The organism is Hydrogenovibrio crunogenus (assembly GCF_004786015.1).
GTDB classification, from domain to species: Bacteria; Pseudomonadota; Gammaproteobacteria; order Thiomicrospirales; family Thiomicrospiraceae; genus Hydrogenovibrio; species Hydrogenovibrio crunogenus.
Window position 1 is genome coordinate 708,736 of the sequence record NZ_CP032096.1, and the last position, 22,136, is coordinate 730,871.

General features: G+C 41.5%; 21 protein-coding genes. 15 read left to right on the plus strand and 6 right to left on the minus strand.

The window, feature by feature from the left end; translation table 11 throughout:
* Positions 1 to 149: 149 nt before the first annotated feature.
* The 3 genes from serA to GHNINEIG_RS03305 all read right to left on the minus strand — a co-directional run bounded on the left by serA (position 150) and on the right by GHNINEIG_RS03305 (position 2,329).
* On the minus strand, positions 150 to 1,379 hold the full coding sequence (gene serA, locus GHNINEIG_RS03295; RefSeq protein WP_135795326.1) for a phosphoglycerate dehydrogenase: 1,230 nt from the start codon (positions 1,377 to 1,379) through the stop codon (positions 150 to 152).
* A 175-nt stretch (positions 1,380 to 1,554) separates the two neighbouring features.
* A complete protein-coding gene (locus GHNINEIG_RS03300) occupies positions 1,555 to 1,854 on the minus strand; it encodes a c-type cytochrome (RefSeq protein WP_083756117.1) in 300 nt (99 codons plus the stop codon).
* Between the two features lie 166 nt (positions 1,855 to 2,020).
* Positions 2,021 to 2,329, minus strand: coding sequence for a c-type cytochrome (locus GHNINEIG_RS03305; RefSeq protein WP_135795327.1), 309 nt, complete (start codon positions 2,327 to 2,329; stop codon positions 2,021 to 2,023).
* 308 nt (positions 2,330 to 2,637) lie between these two features.
* On the opposite strand from GHNINEIG_RS03305, the gene GHNINEIG_RS03310 reads away from it, so the two are divergent.
* Positions 2,638 to 2,817: a hypothetical protein gene (locus GHNINEIG_RS03310; RefSeq protein WP_135795328.1), complete on the plus strand. Its 180-nt coding sequence runs from the start codon at positions 2,638 to 2,640 to the stop codon at positions 2,815 to 2,817.
* A 46-nt stretch (positions 2,818 to 2,863) separates the two neighbouring features.
* Here GHNINEIG_RS03310 and rsgA read toward each other — a convergent pair whose 3' ends face one another.
* From rsgA to GHNINEIG_RS03325, 3 genes are all read right to left on the minus strand, one after another.
* On the minus strand, positions 2,864 to 3,886 hold the full coding sequence (gene rsgA, locus GHNINEIG_RS03315; RefSeq protein WP_135795329.1) for a ribosome small subunit-dependent GTPase A: 1,023 nt from the start codon (positions 3,884 to 3,886) through the stop codon (positions 2,864 to 2,866).
* A gap of 29 nt (positions 3,887 to 3,915) precedes the next feature.
* Positions 3,916 to 4,257, minus strand: a complete 342-nt coding sequence (locus tag GHNINEIG_RS03320) for a 4a-hydroxytetrahydrobiopterin dehydratase (RefSeq protein WP_135795330.1) — start codon at positions 4,255 to 4,257, stop codon at positions 3,916 to 3,918.
* A 71-nt stretch (positions 4,258 to 4,328) separates the two neighbouring features.
* Positions 4,329 to 5,576, minus strand: a complete 1,248-nt coding sequence (locus tag GHNINEIG_RS03325) for a M48 family metallopeptidase (RefSeq protein WP_135795331.1) — start codon at positions 5,574 to 5,576, stop codon at positions 4,329 to 4,331.
* A gap of 211 nt (positions 5,577 to 5,787) precedes the next feature.
* Here GHNINEIG_RS03325 and orn point away from each other — a divergent pair, with 211 nt between their 5' ends.
* The 14 genes from orn to GHNINEIG_RS03395 all read left to right on the plus strand — a co-directional run bounded on the left by orn (position 5,788) and on the right by GHNINEIG_RS03395 (position 21,936).
* Positions 5,788 to 6,339, plus strand: a complete 552-nt coding sequence (orn, locus tag GHNINEIG_RS03330; protein WP_135795332.1) for an oligoribonuclease — start codon at positions 5,788 to 5,790, stop codon at positions 6,337 to 6,339.
* A 219-nt stretch (positions 6,340 to 6,558) separates the two neighbouring features.
* Positions 6,559 to 8,262 (plus strand): acetolactate synthase 3 large subunit, encoded by a 1,704-nt coding sequence (locus GHNINEIG_RS03335; protein ID WP_135795333.1) that lies wholly within the window; start codon positions 6,559 to 6,561, stop codon positions 8,260 to 8,262.
* An 11-nt stretch (positions 8,263 to 8,273) separates the two neighbouring features.
* On the plus strand, positions 8,274 to 8,765 hold the full coding sequence (gene ilvN / locus GHNINEIG_RS03340; RefSeq protein ID WP_135795334.1) for an acetolactate synthase small subunit: 492 nt from the start codon (positions 8,274 to 8,276) through the stop codon (positions 8,763 to 8,765).
* A 50-nt stretch (positions 8,766 to 8,815) separates the two neighbouring features.
* Positions 8,816 to 9,832, plus strand: coding sequence for a ketol-acid reductoisomerase (gene ilvC, locus GHNINEIG_RS03345; protein ID WP_135795335.1), 1,017 nt, complete (start codon positions 8,816 to 8,818; stop codon positions 9,830 to 9,832).
* A gap of 333 nt (positions 9,833 to 10,165) precedes the next feature.
* A complete protein-coding gene (locus GHNINEIG_RS03350) occupies positions 10,166 to 11,560 on the plus strand; it encodes an ExeA family protein (protein ID WP_135795336.1) in 1,395 nt (464 codons plus the stop codon).
* Positions 11,561 to 13,267 carry a pilus (MSHA type) biogenesis protein MshL gene (gene mshL / locus GHNINEIG_RS03355; RefSeq protein ID WP_135795337.1) on the plus strand — a complete coding sequence of 569 codons (1,707 nt, stop codon included), beginning with the start codon at positions 11,561 to 11,563 and terminating at the stop codon, positions 13,265 to 13,267.
* Positions 13,268 to 13,699: a hypothetical protein gene (locus tag GHNINEIG_RS03360; RefSeq protein WP_135795338.1), complete on the plus strand. Its 432-nt coding sequence runs from the start codon at positions 13,268 to 13,270 to the stop codon at positions 13,697 to 13,699.
* A 50-nt stretch (positions 13,700 to 13,749) separates the two neighbouring features.
* On the plus strand, positions 13,750 to 14,823 hold the full coding sequence (locus GHNINEIG_RS03365; RefSeq protein ID WP_135795339.1) for a tetratricopeptide repeat protein: 1,074 nt from the start codon (positions 13,750 to 13,752) through the stop codon (positions 14,821 to 14,823).
* Positions 14,820 to 16,502 (plus strand): GspE/PulE family protein, encoded by a 1,683-nt coding sequence (locus GHNINEIG_RS03370; protein WP_135795340.1) that lies wholly within the window; start codon positions 14,820 to 14,822, stop codon positions 16,500 to 16,502. Before GHNINEIG_RS03365 ends, GHNINEIG_RS03370 begins: the two co-directional genes overlap by 4 nt.
* A 79-nt stretch (positions 16,503 to 16,581) precedes the next feature.
* A complete protein-coding gene (locus tag GHNINEIG_RS03375; RefSeq protein ID WP_223260926.1) occupies positions 16,582 to 17,730 on the plus strand; it encodes a type II secretion system F family protein in 1,149 nt (382 codons plus the stop codon).
* Positions 17,730 to 19,319 (plus strand): hypothetical protein, encoded by a 1,590-nt coding sequence (locus GHNINEIG_RS03380; protein WP_135795342.1) that lies wholly within the window; start codon positions 17,730 to 17,732, stop codon positions 19,317 to 19,319. Before GHNINEIG_RS03375 ends, GHNINEIG_RS03380 begins: the two co-directional genes overlap by 1 nt.
* Positions 19,316 to 19,951 (plus strand): hypothetical protein, encoded by a 636-nt coding sequence (locus tag GHNINEIG_RS03385; protein WP_135795343.1) that lies wholly within the window; start codon positions 19,316 to 19,318, stop codon positions 19,949 to 19,951. Before GHNINEIG_RS03380 ends, GHNINEIG_RS03385 begins: the two co-directional genes overlap by 4 nt.
* On the plus strand, positions 19,952 to 20,437 hold the full coding sequence (locus GHNINEIG_RS03390; RefSeq protein WP_135795344.1) for a hypothetical protein: 486 nt from the start codon (positions 19,952 to 19,954) through the stop codon (positions 20,435 to 20,437).
* Between the two features lie 56 nt (positions 20,438 to 20,493).
* Positions 20,494 to 21,936, plus strand: a complete 1,443-nt coding sequence (locus tag GHNINEIG_RS03395; RefSeq protein WP_135795345.1) for a DNA recombination protein RmuC — start codon at positions 20,494 to 20,496, stop codon at positions 21,934 to 21,936.
* Positions 21,937 to 22,136 lie beyond the last annotated feature (200 nt).

Below are 22,136 nucleotides of genomic sequence, written 5' to 3' on the forward strand. Positions count from 1 at the left end.
TTGAAAGAACCGGTTATTTTAATAGATTCTCTATGATATTGCAGGGTTTTTTGTGTGTCGTTATATCTGTTGTTGAGAACAAGAAAAGGGGAATGGATAAGGTAAGAAACCGCTTCTCTTTGCGTTAAAGAGAGGCGGTATGCGAAGCATTAGTGAAGGACGCGTGTACGAATTGTTCCTTCGATGGCTTTTAGTTCTTTCAAGCCCGCTTCACGATCTTCAGAGTTGATGTCGATGACCACATACCCAATTTCTGCATTGGTTTGCAGGTATTGCGCAGCCACGTTAATGCTTTTATGAGCAAAGGCTTCATTGATTTTGGTCATGATGCCCGGCTGATTTTTATGGATATGGAGTAAACGACTTCTATCCTTATGTTCCGGCAACGAAACTTCGGGGAAGTTCTTCGCTGACAATGTTGTTCCCGTATCTGAATAGCGGACTAGCTTTGTGGCAACTTCTTGTCCAATGTTCTCTTGCGCTTCTTCCGTGCTACCACCAATGTGAGGGGTAAGGATAACATTATCCAATCCTCTCAAAGGAGAGACAAATTCTTCATTATTAGACTTCGGTTCAACTGGGAAGACATCAACGGCTGCGCCAGAAAGGTGACCGGATTTAATCGCATCTGCCAGTGCTTCAACATCCACTACCGTGCCTCGGGCGGCATTAATGAAGATAGCCCCTTTTTTCATTAAGGCAAACTGTTCCGCGCCCATCATGTTTTGAGTTTCTTCGGTTTCTGGAACATGTAATGACACAATGTCAGAAATTTTTAACAACTCTTCCAATGACTTGACCTGGGATGCATTGCTTAATGGCAACTTGGTTTCAATGTCATGAAAACGGACTTTCATCCCAATGTTTTCTGCCATGATGCTCAATTGAATCCCAATATGACCATAACCAACAATGCCCAGTGTTTTACCGCGTGCTTCAACCGACCCTACGGCAGATTTATCCCATTCACCACGATGGACTTTGGCATTTTTAGCAGGAATGTCTCTTAAAAGTAATAGGATTTCACCTAAAACCAGTTCCGCTACTGAGCGAGTGTTGGAAAAAGGGGCATTGAAAACCGGGATTCCGCGTTTTTGGGCGGCTTTTAAATCCACTTGGTTGGTTCCAATACAGAAACAACCGACACCGACAAGTTTTTTCGCTGCTTTAAAGACATCTTCCGTTAAGTTTGTGCGTGAACGGATGCCAATAAAGTGTACATCGGCAATTTTTTCTTTCAACTCCTTGTCAGAAAGTGAGCCCTTAACATATTCAATGTTATTGTAGCCGTTCTCATTAAATACTTCGACGGCACTTTGGTGCAGTCCTTCAAGGAGTAAGATTTTAATTTTATCTTTAGCAAGTGATTTGTCGTTCATGGGTGTCCAACGTCTTAAATTTTAAGAAGCCGTTATTATAAAGGATTCGTTGTCAATTTTTGAATGAACTCAAAAAAAGCCTTCAATCCCACTATTTTTAACGATTGTTTGGGTCTAGGGAAGTGCTTTTCTCTACTGAATGGCTTAGTCAGCATTCAGTAGAGAGGCTTTGGTATTATTTAGCTTCTTGTGAAGCGTAATATTCAGCCAATTCTTTGATTTCTTTATCCGACAGATTTTTCGCGAAAGTTTCCATTGTGGCATCTTTGCGGAAACCATCACGGAAATCTTTCAGTGCCTTTTCAAGGTATTTAGCATGCTGACCCGCTAACTTAGGAAAGTTTGGAACCATGCTGTTTCCATCTACCCCATGACACCCGACACAGGTTTTTGCTTTGGCTGGCATGTCAGCCGAAAACGCTGGGTTGCTGAATAGAAAACTCACTGAAAAAGCCATTAGAAATAATTGTTTCATAGCATACATCTCATTTTGGTTGATTTTAGATGCAGTTATTAGAAACCATTCAGGAAAGAAGGTCAAGAAGGAGTCTTGACAGAAATGATAAAACAAAAAGGATCAATATAAAAAAAGCCGCATAGGAGCGGCTTTTCTTTTAATAACAAAGCTTATTCAGATGTTATTAAAGTGTTGCAACGTAAGCTGCGATGTTTTCGATGTCAGCATCAGATAGGCCAGCAGCCATCGGAGCCATCATTGAAGTCATCGGACCAACTTGCTCACCAGCTTTATACTTGTGAAGTTTAGCTTTGATGTCTGCAGCAGATTGACCTGCTAGTTTAGGACCAACACCACCTTCACCAGCTGCACCGTGACAACCAACACAAGTTGAGTATGCAGATTGACCAGCTGTCGCATTACCACCAGCGTTTGCAGCAGCACCGAAAGTGATTAAAGAAGTTGCAGATAATGCAAGTAATAATTTTTTCATTTTTGTACTCTCCTAAGCACTTTAAAAAAAGTCGGGTTTAACCCTAGGCGCAATTACAAACGAAATCAGCGTATTAGTCAAGCATGAAACCTTAAGGAAGATTTAATATTATGGCTAGTTGACCAGCTTTATGGCGTTAAATTTGTGAATATAGAGAAAAGCTTAAGTAATACTATTGTAATGTTTGATGAAACAGGTATTTTAATGTGTCGTCTATGAATGATTTAAATATTTTAGCAATACAAGTGGTTTTATCAAAAATATCGTTATGGTTGGTTGCGTAGAGGTTTTTGAAAAGGAAAAGTAAAATGATGATGATTAAAGTTTGGCTGTTTATTATGATTTTGACAGTGTTGAGCTGGTTCGGGTTGAAAATGGCCGGAAAGCCGTTGCATATCGGCTGGGTGTTTTTATTTTGGATTGTGACGATACTCGGTGGAACTGCTTTCTTTTATATGATTTCGGTGTGGTTTGTGTCCAGTCAGTAATTGCTTGGAGCAAGATATGATAAATGTGGCCAGGTCTGGCCATTTTTTAACCGGCTGGGCTGTCTTTAAACTCACTGAGTAGTCTTTGGAAGCTTTGAAAGCGAGTGTAATGAATATCGCCTGTTTCTACCGCATGTTTAATGGCACAGTCAGGTTCGTTTGTATGAGTGCAGTTGTTAAATTTGCATTGTCCCAAGAAAGGAGCAAAATCAGGATAAGCTTGTTCTAATTCATGCAGTTCACAAGGTGCGGGACTAAATTGGCGCACCCCGGGAGAGTCAATAATATTACCTGTTTGCCCTTCAAATTCGGGCAAGTGGTAAAGAATACTGTTAGTGGTGGTGTGTTTTCCAAGTCCGGTCGATTCTGATAGTTGATTGGTTTTAATATCAATGTCGGGAATAAGCGCTTTGATGAGGGAGGATTTGCCGGCACCGGACGGGCCAACAAACACACTGTTTTTATTCATTAAAACTTCTCTGAGTTCATCCATTCCTTCATTGGTTTCCGCAGAAACCGGCAAGATTTCAATGTCCATTTCATCGTATGGAATGAGAAGTTCCGCAATGGCTTCCCATTGCTCATCCGAATCGATTAAATCAATTTTATTAATCAAAATCAAAGCCGGTAACTTAAGTTGGTGAGCAGCTACCAGATAACGGTCAATCATGTCTGGGTGAATGCCAGGCTCGATAGGAGCCACAATTCCAAGCCAATCAATATTGGCGGCTACCATACGTTTTTGACCGCGAAAGCCGGGACGGCTCAATTCCTGAGTGCGTGGTTCAGCGGAAACAACAACACCGGTGTTGGGTTCGATGTCGGTTTGCCAGGTGACGCGATCACCTGCCACCAGCTTGCCTAAGTGTTGACGTGCTGCGCAATTGTATATCTCGCCGTCGTTGGCTTCAATCAATAAGCGCTTGCCGAAATTGGTAATGACAAGACCGGGTTGCTTCTCTCCTAAATGCTCTGAAGTGGCCGAAGAGTTTGAAGTCGCATCTGATTCAGCATGTTGCTTTTGCTGAACGCGGCGGCGTTGTTGGTTGCTGAGTTTTCGTTTGGCCACAAGTGGTTACCTGGTGATGGGGTGAAACGTTAATCTAACAAAGCATCAATTTTGGCGGCCATAATGAAATCATTTTGACTGAGTCCTTTAATGCTATGTGTGGTAAGAATGACTTTACATTCATTGTACCCAAAACAAATTTCCGGGTGGTGGTCTTCTTTATGGGCAACCCAGGTAATCGCATTGACGAAAGCAACTGTCTGATGATAGTTTTTGAATGGAAAGGTCTTTGTCAATGTTTGGTAGTTCAGTGGAACATCCCAGCCCGGCATTTGTGAAAGATAACTTTCAATGCGGGGGATAATCATCGCTTTCGACCCTTTTTCGATGGTTTCACAAGACTGTTCTTTTAATGCAATTTCTGTCGTCATAGTAGGGATCCTTTTGCCTTACTGTAAGAAAGGTCAGTATTCATCATGCTCTTACAGATAAGGTCAATGTTTTATTTTTCAAGAGATTTTAAATGGTCAATACGAATTTTGGCCGGAGGATGACTGTCATGATAACCAGAATAAGTCGGATCTGGTGTCAAGCTGCTGGCATTGTCACGATACATTTTCAGTAACGCTGAAATTAATGGAGATGAACCAACCGCTTCTGAGGCAAAGGCATCGGCTTCAAACTCATGTTTTCGGCTTTTGAAGGCGCTGATTGGGCCGAGGAAAAAGAACATCACCGGAATTGCGGTCATAAACAATAACAACGCTGCCGCAGGGGTTTGCGTGGTCATGCCTAATCCCGTATAAAACTCAATTTGCTGAGCCAGCCATCCTAAAATAGCTAGGCCTGCCAAGCTGAGTGCAAAGGATTCGAATAAGCGTTTTTTGATGTGTCCATGTTTAAAGTGTCCGAGTTCATGAGCCAGGACAGCTTCCACTTCTTCCGGAGTTAAGGTTTCCAGTAGTGTGTCAAAAAACACAATGCGTTTGTTTTTACCAAACCCGGTGAAATAAGCGTTGCCGTGACCTGAACGAGAAGAGCCATCCATGACAAAAATACCATTTGATTCAAATCCGGTTCTTTCCAGTAAGGCTTCAATACGCTGTTTCATTTCGCCTTCTTCTAAAGGAGTGAATTTATTGAAAATGGGGGCAATCCATTTTGGGTAAGCCCAAATCAAAATCAGATTGAAGGCCATCCAGACAACCCAGGTATAAAACCACCAGGCCTGGTCAAAATAGGTATCCATAATGGTGAGAATTGCCCAGATAAGAGGTAGACCGATGACTAAGACCAAAGCCCATTGCTTGAGTAAGTCCGTGACGAATTTGACGGGCGTCATTTTATTGAACCCGAAAGCTTCTTCAATTTTAAACGTCGAAATGATTGAAAATGGCAGGTGCAGTAAAGACAAGAACCAAAAGGTCGACAGTAAAAAGGCAGTATCTCGCCAAATCGGCGCAAGGTCGGTGGCTAGCCAGTAATTATAGATTTCTTGAAACCCTCCACCCAATGTCATGAAAAGCAACACTGCGGCATCAAAAAAAAGGATGAAACGTGAAAGTTGGAGTTTTGCCCGGCTGTAATCAGCGGCTTTATGATGAGCTTCTAAGGACACCACCTCGCTGAAGTCGCTAGGCACTTCTGCACGATGACGGCTGATATGAAATTGGTTTTTGATGTTAAGCCAAAGTTCAATCGCAAGGTTCAAAGCAACGGCGGTAACAAATAGGGTTGTGATCCAAAGCATAATATTTCTTTTAATTTAAAGTTTTGGGATTGTTGTATTTCAATAAATCCTATATAGGGTTTATGTGATTGAAATTCAAATGTGTCTGTTTCTAAAGATTGCTCACTATCCCATGTTCGGGTCGGAATTTCAATAAATCCCTCCGTTGTGGCTTATGGCAATAACGTTTAAGATAAGCGTTATTTTAAATTAAAAAGGTTGTTCGCTCACCATGAAATCAGAAAATAACCTGATCTGGATTGATTTGGAAATGACAGGATTGGATCATAAGACAGATCAAATTATTGAAATTGCAACGGTTGTGACCGATGCGGAGTTGAATGTGCTTGCCGAAGGGCCTGTGATGGCGATTCAAACAGAGCAGCACTATTTAGATGGTATGGATGCGTGGTGTACGACCCATCATGGTAATTCAGGCTTGACTAAGCGGGTTCAGGAAAGCTCGATTACGATGACTCAAGCCGAGCAGGAAACGATTGCATTTTTAAAGCCCTATGTGTCGAAAGGCAAATCCCCAATGTGCGGGAACAGTATTTGTCAGGATCGTCGTTTTTTAATCGAGCAGATGCCTGATTTGGAGCAGTTTTTTCATTATAGAAATTTGGATGTGTCCAGCTTGAAGGAGCTGGCAAGGCGTTGGGCGCCATCTGTTTATAGCGGGTATAAGAAGAAGGGTGCGCACCTTGCGTTGGATGATATTTATGAATCGATTGACGAGTTAAGGTACTACCGACAAAATTTATTTTTACCAGAGTTTCACTAAACGCGTGGAACGTTTTGAAAGATAAAGGCTTCTAAATGAGAATAAATCCTGCTTTATGCCTTTATAAAAGCATTTAACTTCGTTATAATTCCTTTCTTGCCCTGCTAAATTGCAGGGCTTTGTTTTTTAAGTTATTTTTTTAATCAGATTAAGCGACGGAAGTGGATAAAACAGACTCTGCTCCGACGCTTTTTTTGACCCAAACGGAGGACCGTTGTTGTGGAATTAACTGGTGCCCAGATTCTTGTACATTATTTGGAAGATGAGGGCGTAGAGCATATTTGGGGGTATCCAGGTGGTGCAGCATTGCCAATCTATGATGCCCTAGATACGGACGCAAAAAAATTAAAGCATGTGCTGGTCCGTCATGAACAAGCTGCTGTTCACGCAGCTGATGGGTTCTCACGCTCTACAGGTTTACCAGGAGTCGCGCTTGTAACTTCCGGCCCCGGTGCTACTAATACCGTCACCGGTATTGCGACAGCTTATATGGATTCGATTCCAATGGTTGTCATCACTGGGCAAGTTGCTACGAATATGATTGGCTTGGATGCATTCCAAGAAATCGATACGGTAGGAATTACAAGACCGATTGTTAAACACAACTTCTTGGTCAAGGATGTCAATGACCTCGCGATGACGCTCAAAAAAGCGTTTTATATCGCAACGACTGGTAGACCCGGTCCAGTTGTGGTCGATATCCCGAAAGATGTACAAAATGCCAAAAGCTCTTATGAATATCCACAAGAAGTGAGTTTACGCTCCTATGTACCTGTAACGAAAGGCCATAGCGGACAAATTAAAAAAGCCATCGATATGATGTTGGCGGCGAAAAAGCCCATTATTTACACGGGCGGCGGCGTCGTATTGGGCGGTGCTTCTGAAGCATTGACCGACTTGGCGCGTCAATTAGGTTATCCCGTTACCAATACCTTGATGGGGCTAGGTGCTTATCCGGCTGAAGACAAACAGTTTGTCGGTATGTTAGGGATGCATGGAACCTATGAAGCGAATTTGACCATGCATAATTCGGATTTGATTATCGCGATCGGTGCACGATTTGATGATCGAGTGACTGGAAATCTAGAGAAATTCTGTCCGGACGCAAAAGTGATTCATGTTGATATTGACCCTGCATCCATTTCAAAAAATGTTGTGGTCGATATTCCGATTGTCGGACCGGTCAAGCAAGTACTGAATGAGATGTTGTCTTTGTTGACGAAAACAAAGAAACGGCCTGATCAAGAAGCACTGGATAGCTGGTGGGAGCAAATTGAAAGCTGGCGTTCGACAAACTGTCTGCGCTATGAGCAGTTGGGCCATAAAATCAAACCGCAAGCAGCCATGGAAACTGTGTGGCAGGTGACTAATGGTGATGCTTATGTTACTTCAGATGTTGGGCAACACCAGATGTTTGCTGCACAATACTATAAGTTTAATAAGCCTCGCCGTTGGATTAATTCAGGTGGTTTAGGCACGATGGGCTTTGGTTTGCCTGCAGCAATGGGGGTGCAAGCGGCATTCCCTGATGCAACCGTAGTGTGTGTAACGGGTGAAGGTTCGGTTCAGATGAATATTCAAGAACTTTCAACGTGCTTACAGTATGGCTTGCCGATCAAGGTGCTGTGTTTGAATAACGGTTTCTTGGGTATGGTGCGTCAATGGCAAGAGTTCTTTTATGATCGTCGTTATTCCATGTCTTACATGGATTCTCTACCAGACTTTGTTAAGTTGGTGGAAGCGTACGGACATGTGGGGATTCGTATTGATAATCCAGAAACCATGAAAGAGCAGCTTGAAGAAGCGTTTTCCGATAAATACAAAGATCGTTTTGTTTTCATCGATGTCATTACGGATCAACAAGAAAACGTTTATCCGATGATTCCTGCTGGTGCAGGGCTTGATGAAATGATTTTGGTATAAGGGGAAGACGAATGAAGCATATTATTTCAATGTTAATTGAAAATGAATCAGGCGCCTTATCTCGTGTATCTGGTTTGTTTTCAGCGCGTGGTTACAATATCCACGCCTTAACCGTTGCTCCAACCGATGATGAAACCATCTCTCGTCTAACTTTGGTGACGAGCGGAACCGAACAGCAAGTTGAGCAGATTGTGAAGCATTTGAATCGCTTGATTGATGTCATTAAAGTGGTTGATATCACGGAAGGCAGTCATATTGAACGTGAATTGATGCTGGTTAAGCTAAAAGCTTCTGGGGCGATGCGCGAAGAAATTAAGCGTTTAAGTGATATTTTCCGTGGCACGATTGTCGATGTGACAGCGAATATCTATACCGTTCAGCTGGTGGGTGAAAGCCAGAAACTTGATGCGTTTGTGGATGCCATTGACGAAGGGTTGATTGTCGAAGTGGTTCGCTCAGGTGCCGTTGGATTGATGCGTGGCGAGAAGTCACTTCATCTATAACCTAACACTTTATAAAATTACTTTTTAACTTACTTTTTAAGGAAAAAACAATGCAAGTTTATTACGATAAAGATTGTGATCTTTCGATTATTCAAGGCATGAAAGTTGCGATTATCGGTTTTGGTTCGCAAGGTCATGCTCATGCGGCTAACCTACAAGACTCAGGTGTGGATGTTACCGTTGGTCTACGTCCAGGTTCTTCTTCAATCAAGAAGGCAGAAGGGTATGGCTTAAAAACTGCAGATGTGGCAACAGCGGTTGCGGGTGCCGATGTGGTGATGATTCTGACACCGGATGAGTTCCAGTCAGTACTTTATAAAGAAGAAATCGAACCAAACATCAAGCAAGGTGCGGTATTAGCCTTTGCACATGGGTTTGCTATCATCTATAACCAAATTGAACCACGTAAAGATTTAGACGTTATCATGATCGCGCCAAAAGCGCCGGGTCACACAGTTCGTTCGGAATTTGTTCGTGGTGGTGGGATTCCAGATCTAATTGCGGTCCAACAGGATGCCTCTGGTAAAGCCAAAGAAATCGCACTTTCTTATGCTTCAGGTGTTGGAGGTGGTCGTACAGGGATCATCGAAACAACTTTCCGTGATGAGTGTGAAACTGACCTATTTGGTGAGCAAGCTGTTCTTTGTGGTGGTGCTGTTGAATTGGTTAAAGCTGGTTTCGATACATTGGTTGAAGCGGGTTATGAGCCTGAAATGGCATACTTCGAATGTCTGCATGAGCTTAAGTTGATCGTTGACTTAATGTTTGAAGGTGGGATCGCAGACATGAACTACTCCATCTCTAACAACGCTGAGTACGGAGAGTATGTAACGGGTCCTCGCGTTATCAATGATGAGTCTCGTGCTGCGATGCGTGAAGCACTGAAAAACATCCAAACAGGTGAATATGCTAAGCAATTCATTCTTGAAGGACAGGCAAACTACCCTTCAATGACGGCGGCACGTCGTTTGAATGAAGAGCATGGGATTGAAGTCGTGGGTAGAAAACTACGTGCGATGATGCCTTGGATTGCGTCTAACAAGATTGTTGACCAAGAAAAGAACTAATTATATTTTAAGAGATAACCTCTCTAAAATATAACGTTCTGAAAAGCCCGCATTATGCGGGCTTTTTTTATGTCTGAAATAAATTAAAAAAGGGCCAGGCCTGGTCAATATGGCAGAAATAATTAAGTCAGTTAATGCTGTTAAAAGCCCTATTTATCAGGTAAAGAAGATCTTATTGATCCTTATCAATTTCATTTTAAAGTTAGGTTATTTTTAATTTATGTTGTTATTATAGTATTGAAACATTCTTGAAGTGTTGTTGAAAAAAGAAACGAATTTCTCTTGTCGATTTTGAGAAGATCGTATAAAAATAAGTGTGGTAACGGCTAATTTATGTATTGTTCATTTTTTGGGTTACAGAAATTACCATTTAAAATTTCACCCGATTTAAGCTTTTTCTATAAGCATGCTTCTCGTGATGACATTGTGCAAGCCCTACAGTATTCTGTCGAAAGAGGCGACGGTATTATCAAAGTCGTTGGTGAAGTTGGTGTTGGGAAAACAACCTTATTGCGCTTGTTGGCTGAAAAGCTGCCTAGTCATTATCAAAAAGTTTACATCTCTTCTCCTAATTTATCGTCACTCGACTTACTCAAGTTTATTTGTTCAGAACTCAACTTGAAAACAGAGCAAATCAGTACGAAGCTCGACCTCATTAACCTCCTAAATAGTTTTTTAATTGACGAATATCGACAGGGACGCCGCGTCGTGATGTTAATTGATGAAGCTCAGTCGATGACGCTCGATACGCTTGAAGAAATCCGTCTGTTGGGAAACTTGGAAACCGAAGCGGATAAATTGTTGCAAATGGTGCTTTTTGGGCAACCAGAACTTGATGTAACCCTGCAAGATTCGCGTATTAAACCATTAAAAGATCGAATTGCCTGCCAAATATCCATTCCGCCATTAAATGCTGAAGAAGTGATGCGTTATCTAAATTATAGAATGCGGGTCGCTGGCTATATGGGGCAAGATTTATTCAATTTAACCGTTTCCAAAAAGATTCAAAAACTGACGCAAGGACTGCCTCGGGCTATTAATCTTTTGGCAGATAAACTCTTAATGGTCGCTTATTCAAAAGGCAATCATAAGTTACAGTTAAAACATTTCAAAACTCTTGACCCTCAGTATTCAAATCGTTCCTTGCAATGGGAATTGAGTGCTATTTTGTTGATAACGATGATCGTGTTGGGGTGGAATCTTTACGTGACTTGGTTTGCCCCTCTGGGTAAAGAGAGTTTCCTTGTAAAATCAAAGGTAACCGAGGTACCTCACCAAAAAGCGACTAAACAAGTGGTTGCAGCCCCATCTTTTATGACGCCGATTCAAATCTCGCAGACATTAGGGGTGGAGTTTAATGAACTCTCTAAAATGGTTTCTCTGAAACAAAAAACAGAACGTTTTATCCAAACTCTTAAAGACGATGAACCCGTTATTTTGATGTCAGCGATGCCTATCAAAGATTTCACATCGGTATATTCAGAGGTACTTGCAGGATTGAGCACTAAAAACAGGGCTTATTTATTTGCCGTTTTTGAGCTCAACTTTGTGACAAACCACTTTCAATATCAACTTTTGTACTATCCCAGAGCTACCCGTTTTGATGTGCTTCAAGACAAGCAACAGGATTTAATGGCTTTGGCCAATGTAACTGGTGCGAGGGTGATGGCTGCTTCGGAAGCGGGGCAACTTATTCAAAAACTCAATAATCAAGGGAAAACACTGTAAATGTTGGACTCTAATAAACCCTTCCGCTGTGTTTGTTTTCGCACACTGATTTTGACTTCGTTAGTTTTATTAGTCGGATGTGGCGCAGAAACAGTCAAAAGAAAACCATTGGCTCCGCCCGTTTCTGACAAATTTGAAATTCATGGCCATTTAGAGCCGAGATCCAAGGTTGAGGAAGTGGTTGAACACCCTTCACAGATTCCTGATCTAGTGACGGTCGACGCCATTAATGTTAACCCTACCAAGCAATCCGTTCAGAAACTATACAGTGTGTCAGCGATAGAGGTGCCTGTGGCTGATTTATTGTTTAACCTAGCAAAAGACGCCGACAAACAATTAGATTTATCGTCTGATGTGCAAGGTTTGGTGACCATTAATGCCATTAACCAACCATTAGAAAGTATCATGGAGCGTATTGTTGATCAGGTCGGTGCGGCTTATGAAATTTCATATGGTACGCTTCGTATCAAGTTAGATAAGCCATATTGGAAAAGTTATGAAATCGATTATGTGAATGTAATTAAAAACATCAAAGACCTGACTGTCATGAAAATGTCAGTAGGGAATGTGTCAAAAAATAACAGAAACAATACAAACCAGGCGAGCGAGTTTACTTTAGAGTCTTCAGCAATTCACGATTTTTGGGATGCTTTACAATCTAATATTGCCTCTATGGCAAGACTTGATCCGCAAAAAGCCGAGCGAGATAAAGCAACAACACCGCCTGTAGAAAATGATGTTCGTGCGCAGTTGTCTGCGGATTCAAAATCACGAAAACAGTTTCAAAATGTTGTTGTGAACCGAGAGGCCGGGATGTTAAGCGTTTACACCACCGCTAAGAAACATCAACAGGTTAAAAATTATTTGGATTCCAGTTTAAACCGAACCAATAAACAAGTCTTGATTGAAGCCACCGTTGTGGAAGTTGAGTTGAGTGACCAGTATCAGGCTGGAGTGGATTGGTCTGCTGTTAACTCAAACTCCGGCGGTTCTTCGGATATTTCGCAAAGCCTACTCGGAACCAACTTGTCTAAAGACCCTAATTTTTCCATTAACCTATCAAGTATTGGCACATGGAATTTTAATGTAGGCATCAAAATGCTTCAACAATTTGGGGATGCTAAAGTACTTTCCAGTCCGAAAATTATGGCAATGAACAATCAGGCCGCTTTGTTAAAAGTGGTCAATAATGAAGTGTATTTCACGATAGAGGTTAATCGTGAGTCGGCAACGGCTTCCAGTGCGGGCGTGACGACCTACGAAACCACTGTGCATACAGTTCCAGTCGGATTTATGATGCATGTGACTCCTTTTATCAGCGACGATGAAATTTCATTAAATATCCGTCCGACCTTGTCTCGAATCGTTGGATATGTCAATGACCCTAACCCGGATTTGGCAAGAGAGAGTATTGAAAGTAAAGTGCCGATTATCCAAGAACGGGAAATGGATTCTGTTTTGCGATTAAGAAATCGACAGACAGCCATTATTGGGGGGTTGATCCAAGATATACACGATAATCAGCGTCAAGGTGTTCCGGGGTTGAGTGATTTACCTTGGGTTGGAGACCTGTTTTCCTATCGAGACGATACGGTCAAAAAATCAGAACTCATTATTTTTATTCGTCCTATTATCGTGACCAATCCGGATGTCGATTATGGCGATCTTCAGGCGTTTAAACCTCTCATGAAGACAAAGATAAATTAAATGAGTGTGTTGTTAGAAGCGTTAAAAAAAGCTGCGGAAGAAAAACAACGGAAACAATCCGGTGAGGAAACATCCTTGCCTGAAAACAAAGAGACTCCCTCGGTTCAGCCAGAGACGGCACTGGTTGAGAACAACGCTGCATCCATTAAATCAACAGACAGTCAAGCAATTGAAGAAGGTCCAGCATTTAAAATCGCTACAGAGAAGGACGTTTCTTCTTCAGCTCATTCAAAAGAGAAAGTTTTAGATTTAGAAACCAACCTCGCCTTACATGACTCGTCATTTTCCAAGAAGATGGTTTTGGATGAAAACACAGAGGGAAAGAAGCTGGTTGGTCTCCAGTCGAGCCGGGAAAACAGAGTGAAACAGATTCAAGTTCTTCTAATTCTTCTTCATTCGCTCATCAGGCGGCTGAAAAAGATTGGAGTTTAAATCAGATTCCAGGGTATCAAAATCCCGAAAACGATGTGCAAAAGAGCTCAATGTCTGCTCAGGATATTTTGCAAGCCATGCGGTTCAAGCAGGAGCAAACCCTTGATTACTCTAAACTTGTTTTGTCGAGCTTAGTCGTAATGACTCTACTTCTTGGACTTGGGTATTATGGTGTCATTTATTTTCAAAAACAGTCAGATAAAATGACGACAGAGTTACAACAGTATCAAGCTACCGAAGCGCCTTTAAAGGACAAAACGCTTGAGTTTGTTGATCATACCTTTTCTGAGACAGCGGATAAAAACACTCATTTGGCAGCTGTTCAAACAGACGGTCATCAGCCTGTAAAAGAGAAGCAAAAACAGGTTGAAAAGCAATCTAATGGAACTGTTGGAGGGGAGTCTTCAATAGAAAAAACGGTTCAGAGCCCCTCTGCTGTACCGATTGAAAAAACTGAGGTCAAGAGTGAGCAACCCTCTTCGTTAAAGATGATTCATGAACCAGGCAAACAGTTAAAGATCGTGAGTTCAATTCAAGTGTCAGATGAGGTATTAGGATATGCAGCCTATCAAAAGAATGATTTTCAGCAAGCTAAATTACACTATTTAGCCGCATTGAAAAAAAATCCTAAAAGCTTGGCAGCTTTGTTTGGTTTGGGGGCGACTTCAGCCAAGCAAGGGGAGGTGCATGCCGCTTTGAATTTTTATCGCCGAGCACTGGATATCTCTCCCTATAATAAAGAAGCGGAAACGGCGGTAGCCATTTTGGAAGCGACTTTAACTGAATCAGAGCCAGCCTCAAAGCGATTAAAATTTATGATCAATCAGTCGCCCAGTAATGCAAAGCTTCATGCCGCACTTGGGCACCAATATGCAAAACAAAAAAATTGGCTTAAGGCCCAAAAACAGTACTTTAAGGCCTATCAGCTCAACCCGGATAATGCAGATTATGCGCTTAATCTAGCCATTAGCTTAGATCGAATCGGCCAATATTCTCTGGCCAAACACTACTATCAACAAGCATTGGTTTTCTCTCAACAGAAGAAAACAGAAGCAAGCGCCAAGCGGATTAAAAACCGTTTATTGACCCTACAACAATATTTAGAGCAGGGAGGTGATCAATGAAGGGCGAAGATCGTTTAGGGGAGCACCTTGTTCAAGAAGGGTTGATTTCTCAAGATCAGCTTCGGATTGCTTTGACGGAACAACAAATAACCGGCAAGAAACTTGGAGAAATCTTAATTACATTAGATTTTTTAACAGAAGAAGTCTCGCGAAAGGTGGTTGGGAGCGCTGTGGGTTATTCCACCATGTCGCTGAAGGGGGTTGTGCCGGATTCAAATGCCCTCAGACTCATTTCCGAGTCATTTGCGCGGGCCAATTTAGTAATGCCGATCAGTTTCGACGGAGAACTTTTAAAAGTTGGGATGGCCAGTCCAGATGATATCTTATTACTGGATAAGATTAAGCGACATATTAAACAGGATGTTCGTCTTGAACCGGTATTGGTTGTAGAAAATGAAATCCAATATTCAATTGATCACTTTTATGGTTATGAGCTGTCTATCGACGGTATTCTTCGTGAACTAGAAACCGGGCAGGCGGATGATTATGTGTTGTCAGAACAACATGAATATTCACAGCCTATGGTACGTTTAGTTGACAGCCTCTTAACAGATGCAGTCAAAAAAGGTGCTTCCGATGTTCATTTTGAACCTGAGGAGTACTACATTCGAATCCGCTATCGTATTGATGGTGTCTTACAAGTGGTTCGTTTATTACATAAATCATTTTGGTCCGGGTTGGTGGTGCGTTTAAAAGTGATGTCGGATTTGGATTTGACTGACCAGAGAATGCCTCAAGATGGTCGAATGGAGTTGATTGTAAATGGTCGTCAAATCGACTTTCGTGTTTCATCTTTTCCGAGTTCCCATGGTGAAAATTTTGTACTTCGTATTCTGGACCGTGAGAAGGGAATTTTGCCTTTGGATGAGTTGGGACTGGACGTAGACAGTTATCAGGAACTTAAACTCATGATGTCACGCCCGACGGGCATTGTTCTGGTGACGGGGCCAACAGGATCCGGTAAAACCACTACGCTTTATTCTTTATTAAATGAAATTAACCAAGAAGGGATCAATATCATGACCCTGGAAGACCCGGTGGAATATCCGATGAAGATGATTCGACAAACCGCCATTAATGAAGAAATAGGGATGACATTTGCGACAGGGATTCGTTCATTAATGAGGCAAGATCCGGATATTGTTCTGATTGGTGAAATCAGAGACGATGAAACAGCTGAGATGGCGCTTAGAGCTGCAATGACTGGTCATCAGGTCTTTACGACGCTACATACAAATTCAGCCATAGGGGCCATTCCAAGATTATTGGATATAGGAATGTCCCGTTCAATTTTGGCTGGTAATGTCATCGGGATTTTGGCGCAACGTTTAGCCAGGCGATTATGCCCACTATGTAAGGAACCTTACGAGCCTGATGGGTTTGAAAAAAGAATCGTTGGGTTTTCAGAAAATCAATCCGCCATGCTTTTTAGGGCAACGGGGTGTCCGGCATGTAATGGTATTGGGTATAAGGGGCGTTTGGCGGTTTTAGAAATTCTACGCTTTTCAAAAGAGATGGATGATTTGTTGTTAGAGGGAGCATCGCAGCACGATATCTTAGATAAAGCGGTCGAACAAGGGTTTACGGATTTGTTGCATAATGCCTTAAGGTGGGTTCGTTCAGGAGATACTACCTTGGATGAAATCAGCCGAATTGTCGATTTGACGGAATTGGTTTAGAGCTCAAGGATGAGGGACGAACGTGCGTAATTATCGATACCGTGGAATTAGTCAGACGGGTAAAAGAGTTCAGGGAGAGATGCAAGCTTCGAATGAGCAAGATCTTGAACAACGTTTACGTGCTATCAACATTGATTTGCTGACCTTTAAAAATAAGCCTTATAAAGGTGATCGGTTGTTTAAGCGTAGCAAAGTAACACGACGCGACATTATTGTGGTTACCAGTCAACTGCGTCAGCTTTTGAAAGCGGGTGTGCCGTTGATGGATATTTTAGACGATTTACGCCGAACGTATGAAAACGAGGCGGTATGTGAAATTTTGTCATCTATTTATAAATCCATGGAAGGTGGAGAAAGTTTTTCACTGGCGTTAAAAAATTATGAAGCTGTATTTGGAAAGGTTTATATTTCTCTAGTTGCGGTTGGAGAGAAGACTGGACAACTCGATCAGGTACTGGAAAACCTGGAACATACGATGAAATGGGAAGAATCATTAGCATCTAAAGCAAAGAAAGTCATGATTTATCCTGCGATTGTTGCTACTGTCGTCCTAGCTGTGGTGGTTTTGTTAATGATTTTCGTCGTTCCCGAATTGCTTTCCTTTATAAAAGAAATGGATGGCAGCTTAGGCTTTGCAACGGTCTCTTTGATTGCGACATCACATTTTATTAGAGAATACCTCATTTTTATTAGTCTCTTTTTGGCAGCCACGTTTTATCTTTTAAAATGGTGGTTAAAAAAGTCGCATGCCTTTAGAGTGAAATTTGATCGTTTTATTTTTAAGATTTATATATTTGGACCGATTTTATTAAAATTGAAGATCGCTCGTTTTGCCAGTACCTTGTCCATTATGTATGGTGCTGGGATTAATTTTAATGACAGCTTAAAGCTCGCTTCAATGGTGACGGGAAATGCCTACTTGGAAGAGCGTGTTTCGGAATCACGGCATTTGATTGAAGAAGGCGAAACCATTTATAAAGCATTTGATTTATCCGGCTTGTTGCCGCCTTTAGCCGTAAGGATGGTCAAGGTAGGGGAGCAAAGCGGAAATATGGATGAAGCACTTCGTAATGTGAGTGAGTATTATGATACGGAAGCTAAAGACTTAATTGAAAAAATAGAGCCAGCGATTGAGCCGATTTTAACGGTGGTGATGGCACTCATGGTGGGGTGGGTGATGATGGCGGTGCTTGGACCTGTCTACGAAACGATTTCGAAGGTGCCATAGTGGACTATATTTTGTATTTAAAAGAACAAGATATTACGGTGATTGATCGACAGTCATTTTGTAAACTCGGCCATGAAGTGTTGACGCTTAATTGGCAGGATGCTTCAGCCGAAACCTTTTTAGCAGGTCTTTCTAAATACAGTAAAGTCAGTGTGGTGCTAGATTTCATTGATGAAAATCTGCATTACGAATGGGTACCTAAATTACTGCCATGGGAAAAACCTTCTATGGTGAAGCGGTTAACGGCTAAAGCGAAGGCAGAAGGCAGTTTATTTGTTCATACCAAGTGGTTACCGGTTTTTCGCACCAATTCTTCAGGGCGAGAGGAGCAACAGCTTTTAATTGCCAGCGTGCTCCGCTCTCCAGAAGTTGAGCACTTATTCAATTTATTTGAAACGTTGCAAGTGACTTTAATCGGGGTTTACTCTTATGCATTTTTAATGGGAGATTTTTTCTTTACCAAAGTGGCCCCCCGTCTGAGAATCAGCCGCAAACAATTAGCCAACCCTTTTTTACTGGTTTTGAGAGAAAGTGATTGTCACTTTCGCCAGATATTCTTTCATCACGGCGTGTTAAAAATCAGTCGACATATTGATTTAGAGTTGGCGTCTGATGATGAAGAGCAGGCTTCTATAGCGCTAATTCATGAAACCAAAATTACTGTTAAGTATTTATATAATCAAAAGATCTTGCCAATCAATACTGAAGTCGGTTTTGTTTATTTAGATGTTGAACGTGACCATGAAGACCAGATTGTTGAACAATTCAAACAATTGATACCCTTTTCAAATTGGCAAAATGTTAACTGGTTTGCTAAATCCGGCAACTTGAATGAGCTGTTGAACCTACAAGAGCACTGCCGAAATCAGGGAACGATGAATGTATTAATGAACTTTTTGTTCAACGCCAGACCTGGTAATTTTTATCATGTGCCTTATGCGGAAACTGTTCGGCAATTCTTAGCGCTTCGTAAGGGGGTGCATGCTTTATGGATAATCGGTGCCCTCATCGGAAGTTATGTATTTATCCAACAGGGGATTGATGGTTATCTATTGTCTGAGAAAAAACAATGGATTGAAGCGCAAAGTCAGCGACTTGATATGGAAAAAAGACAGTTACAGCGTTCCATTCATGTGAAATATAATGCTGAAGACATTAAAGCCATCGTCGAATTTTCCGAGTCTTTTTTACAAAATAAACCGGTCAGCTTTTTTAAAAAAGACCTCATTTTTTTAAGCCAGATTCTGCAGCAAAACCCCCATATTTTAATGACGGAATTGGAATGGCAAGCTCGTCAGAAACTTGACAGCGAGATAGTTTCCATTTCTTTGTCTGGACAAGTTTTTCCTTTTAAGAAAAACTATGGAATGCCTGTCAAATGGGTGGATGACTTTGTGTCCGATTTGACGGCTTCGCCAAGAGTGTTTTCAGTAGAACTGGTACAAGAACCTCTTAATCGACGTGTTCAGAAATCGTTAGAAGTTGACGGCAAGTCAATCAGTAACGACCAGGCTTTACCGTTTGCCGTGCGCTTTAAAGTTCGAAATGAACCAAAGGTGCCGAACTCATTAAAGGGTAAGGTAGAATGAATGCAAGTAACTTTTTTGTAAAGCGTTATCTTCTGCCTGCGCTAGGGATGTTGAGTGTGACATTATTGGTTTTTTTCGGGGGAAATTATGGGCTTTACTTACATAAACAAGAATTGAACCAGTCAGTTCAAGTTCAAAAACAGGCGCTTGAATCGGTGATACGCCAAGTTCAGTTTTTGAAAGACCAAAAACGCATTTCAAAAATTTACGATAAAAAATTTACGGCGTTAACCAATTTTGGAACGTTTTATAAGCAAAGTCGAGTTCGTTGGACCGATGAGTTGCTGGCGATTCAAAAGCAACTGGCATTTAAGCCATTTGTTATCCAGTTCGAGCCCAGGCAGCCATTAAAACAAAACCAGTTGGCATTTATGCCATTGAAAAAAGATATTTTTTATTTTACGCGTTTAAATTTGACCGTTGGCATGCACTCGGATTCCGATATTATTACCTTGTTTGACCGTATTTCTCAAAAGATTTCACCTCTGTTTTTTATTGAAAGTTGTCATTTAACGGCTCGTCCTAGTTATGTGAAATCACCTAAGTTTCGTTATGATGTTGCCGGCATGCAAGCTCAGTGCTCTTTGATTTTATTGGAAGCTGAGCCAACCGAATTTGAAAAGGTTCAATAGATGAGAAGGCTTCAATATCTTGTTTTTGGTTTGTTGTGGGGTGTCAGTTTTGGCAGTTTTTCAGCTGATTTGGATCGGCTATTTTTAACCCCAGATCAGCGCCTTTTAATTGACTCAGAAAGACAGGATTTTTTAAAAACAAAAACGTCAGGCTCGCTTTCAAAAGCAGAAAAAGCGCAACGTCAAATGACAGCCCCACCAAAAAGTACCGAGCAAACGCCGTTGAGTGTGACAGCCATTATTGTTTCGCCTAGTGGCACCCGGTATATTCGTTTGAATGAGAACTACCAAAAGGGGTTACCTGTTGGGAAAGCTGATAAAATAACTGAAAAACGTTCTTTTGAGACACCGTTTAATGTCAATGAGAAGCAAGTGGTGATTCCGGTTGGTCATACCTATTTACCGGATTCTAAAAAAATCATTAAAAACTATCAGTATAATCTTCGCAATAAAGCAGAAATGTCTGCTCTCGAAACATCAAAATAATGTATTTTCTCTGAGCTTTATTAAAGCACGGCATAAAAAGGTAAAGGCAATCATTAATGGACTTCATTCAGTTACTTTCTTCTCCTATGGCATGGCTTGTAATAGCGTTGATTGGCGGGATCGTATGGATTGTGCTATTAAAGCAGGCATTGACATCAGCGAATGAAAAACTGCCAGGCCTGGCTGCACTAGAAGCGGATAATCAGTTTTTAAAGGTAGAGAATGAGCGTTTGAAATCAGAAATTTCTGACTTTCAGGTCATGAAAGGGGAGTCTAATCAACGAGCAGAACAGTTAGAGCAGCTGAGAGCGTTGCAAAAAGAACAGCAGACAGCTTATCAAGAACTACAAACACGGCATTCTGACACACAGTCCGAACTGGCCAGTCTGAAAAGCCGGTTGGAAACCGAACGAGAAAGTAATGCTGAAAAACTGGCGCTGTTGGATTCAGCCAAACAAACCTTAATGCAAGAGTTTAAAGTGCTGTCGAATGAAATTTTAGAGCAAAAGCAACAGCAAATGGGGCAGCAGAGCAAAGAGACCATCAGCGGTTTGGTTCAGCCTATCCAAACGTCTTTAGAGCAATTTAAACAGCGCATTGAAGCGGTGCATAAAGAAGATTTAGAAGGCCGCGCTTCTTTGACGGAACAGCTCAAATACTTAAAAGAATTGAATCAGACTATGAGCTTGGAAGCGCAGAACCTGACCAAAGCGCTAAAGGGAGATCAAAAGATTCAAGGGAATTGGGGCGAGTTTATTTTGCGTAAGCTTTTGGAATCAACCGGGCTACGGGAAGGCATTGAGTTTGAAACCGAGAAAAGCTTTAACCAAGAAGACGGTAAGCGACTTCGCCCAGATGTGATTATTAATTTGCCAGACAGCAAACATGTCATCATTGATTCAAAAGTATCATTAGTCAGTTATGAAGCTGCTTTGAACAGTGAAACGGAAAATGAAAGAGCACAGCATATAAAGAACCACCTTCAGAGTATCAGTAAGCATATCCAGGCACTATCTGAAAAACGTTATGATCATTTGGAGCTGCTGAATGCGCCTGACTTTGTGTTGATGTTTATCCCGATTGAAGGCGCCTATTTGATGGCGATTGAACAAAATCCAGCGATTTTTGAGAATGCCTTTGATAAAAAAGTTGCTGTTGTGACACCGACAACGTTGTTTACCACTTTGAAAACCATTGAGCAGCTTTGGCGCTATGAACGTCAGTCCGAACATACGGTTAAGTTGATTAAACGAGCAGCCGAGGTACATGATAAATTTGTTGGCTTTGTCGATACGTTTGAAAAAATCGGTAAACAGCTTGGTACGGCGCAAGGCTCTTTTGAGCAGGCACGTAAACAGATGTTGCAAGGCAATGGTAATTTGGTGCGTCAAGCTGAAATGTTGAAAGAATTAGCGGGTAAAACCAAAAAAGAAATCCCGCAGCATTTACTGGATGAAGCAGAAGGCGAACGACTTTTGCGTAATGACTCTGACACCTAAAAGACCTTTTGTTAGAAAGAGATGCTTTTAACGATGTTTAGCCTAACTAAATGTCTGAAAAGATTGATAAGTTTTCGAAAGTTTTATATAATCCCGCCTTTCCGATTTCCGGAATAGATTTTTTAAAGTCAAAAACAAGGTGTTTTCACCTTAGTAGAAGAATTTGTTAGCAGGAATTCCTGTTATCGCCGATCAAGATT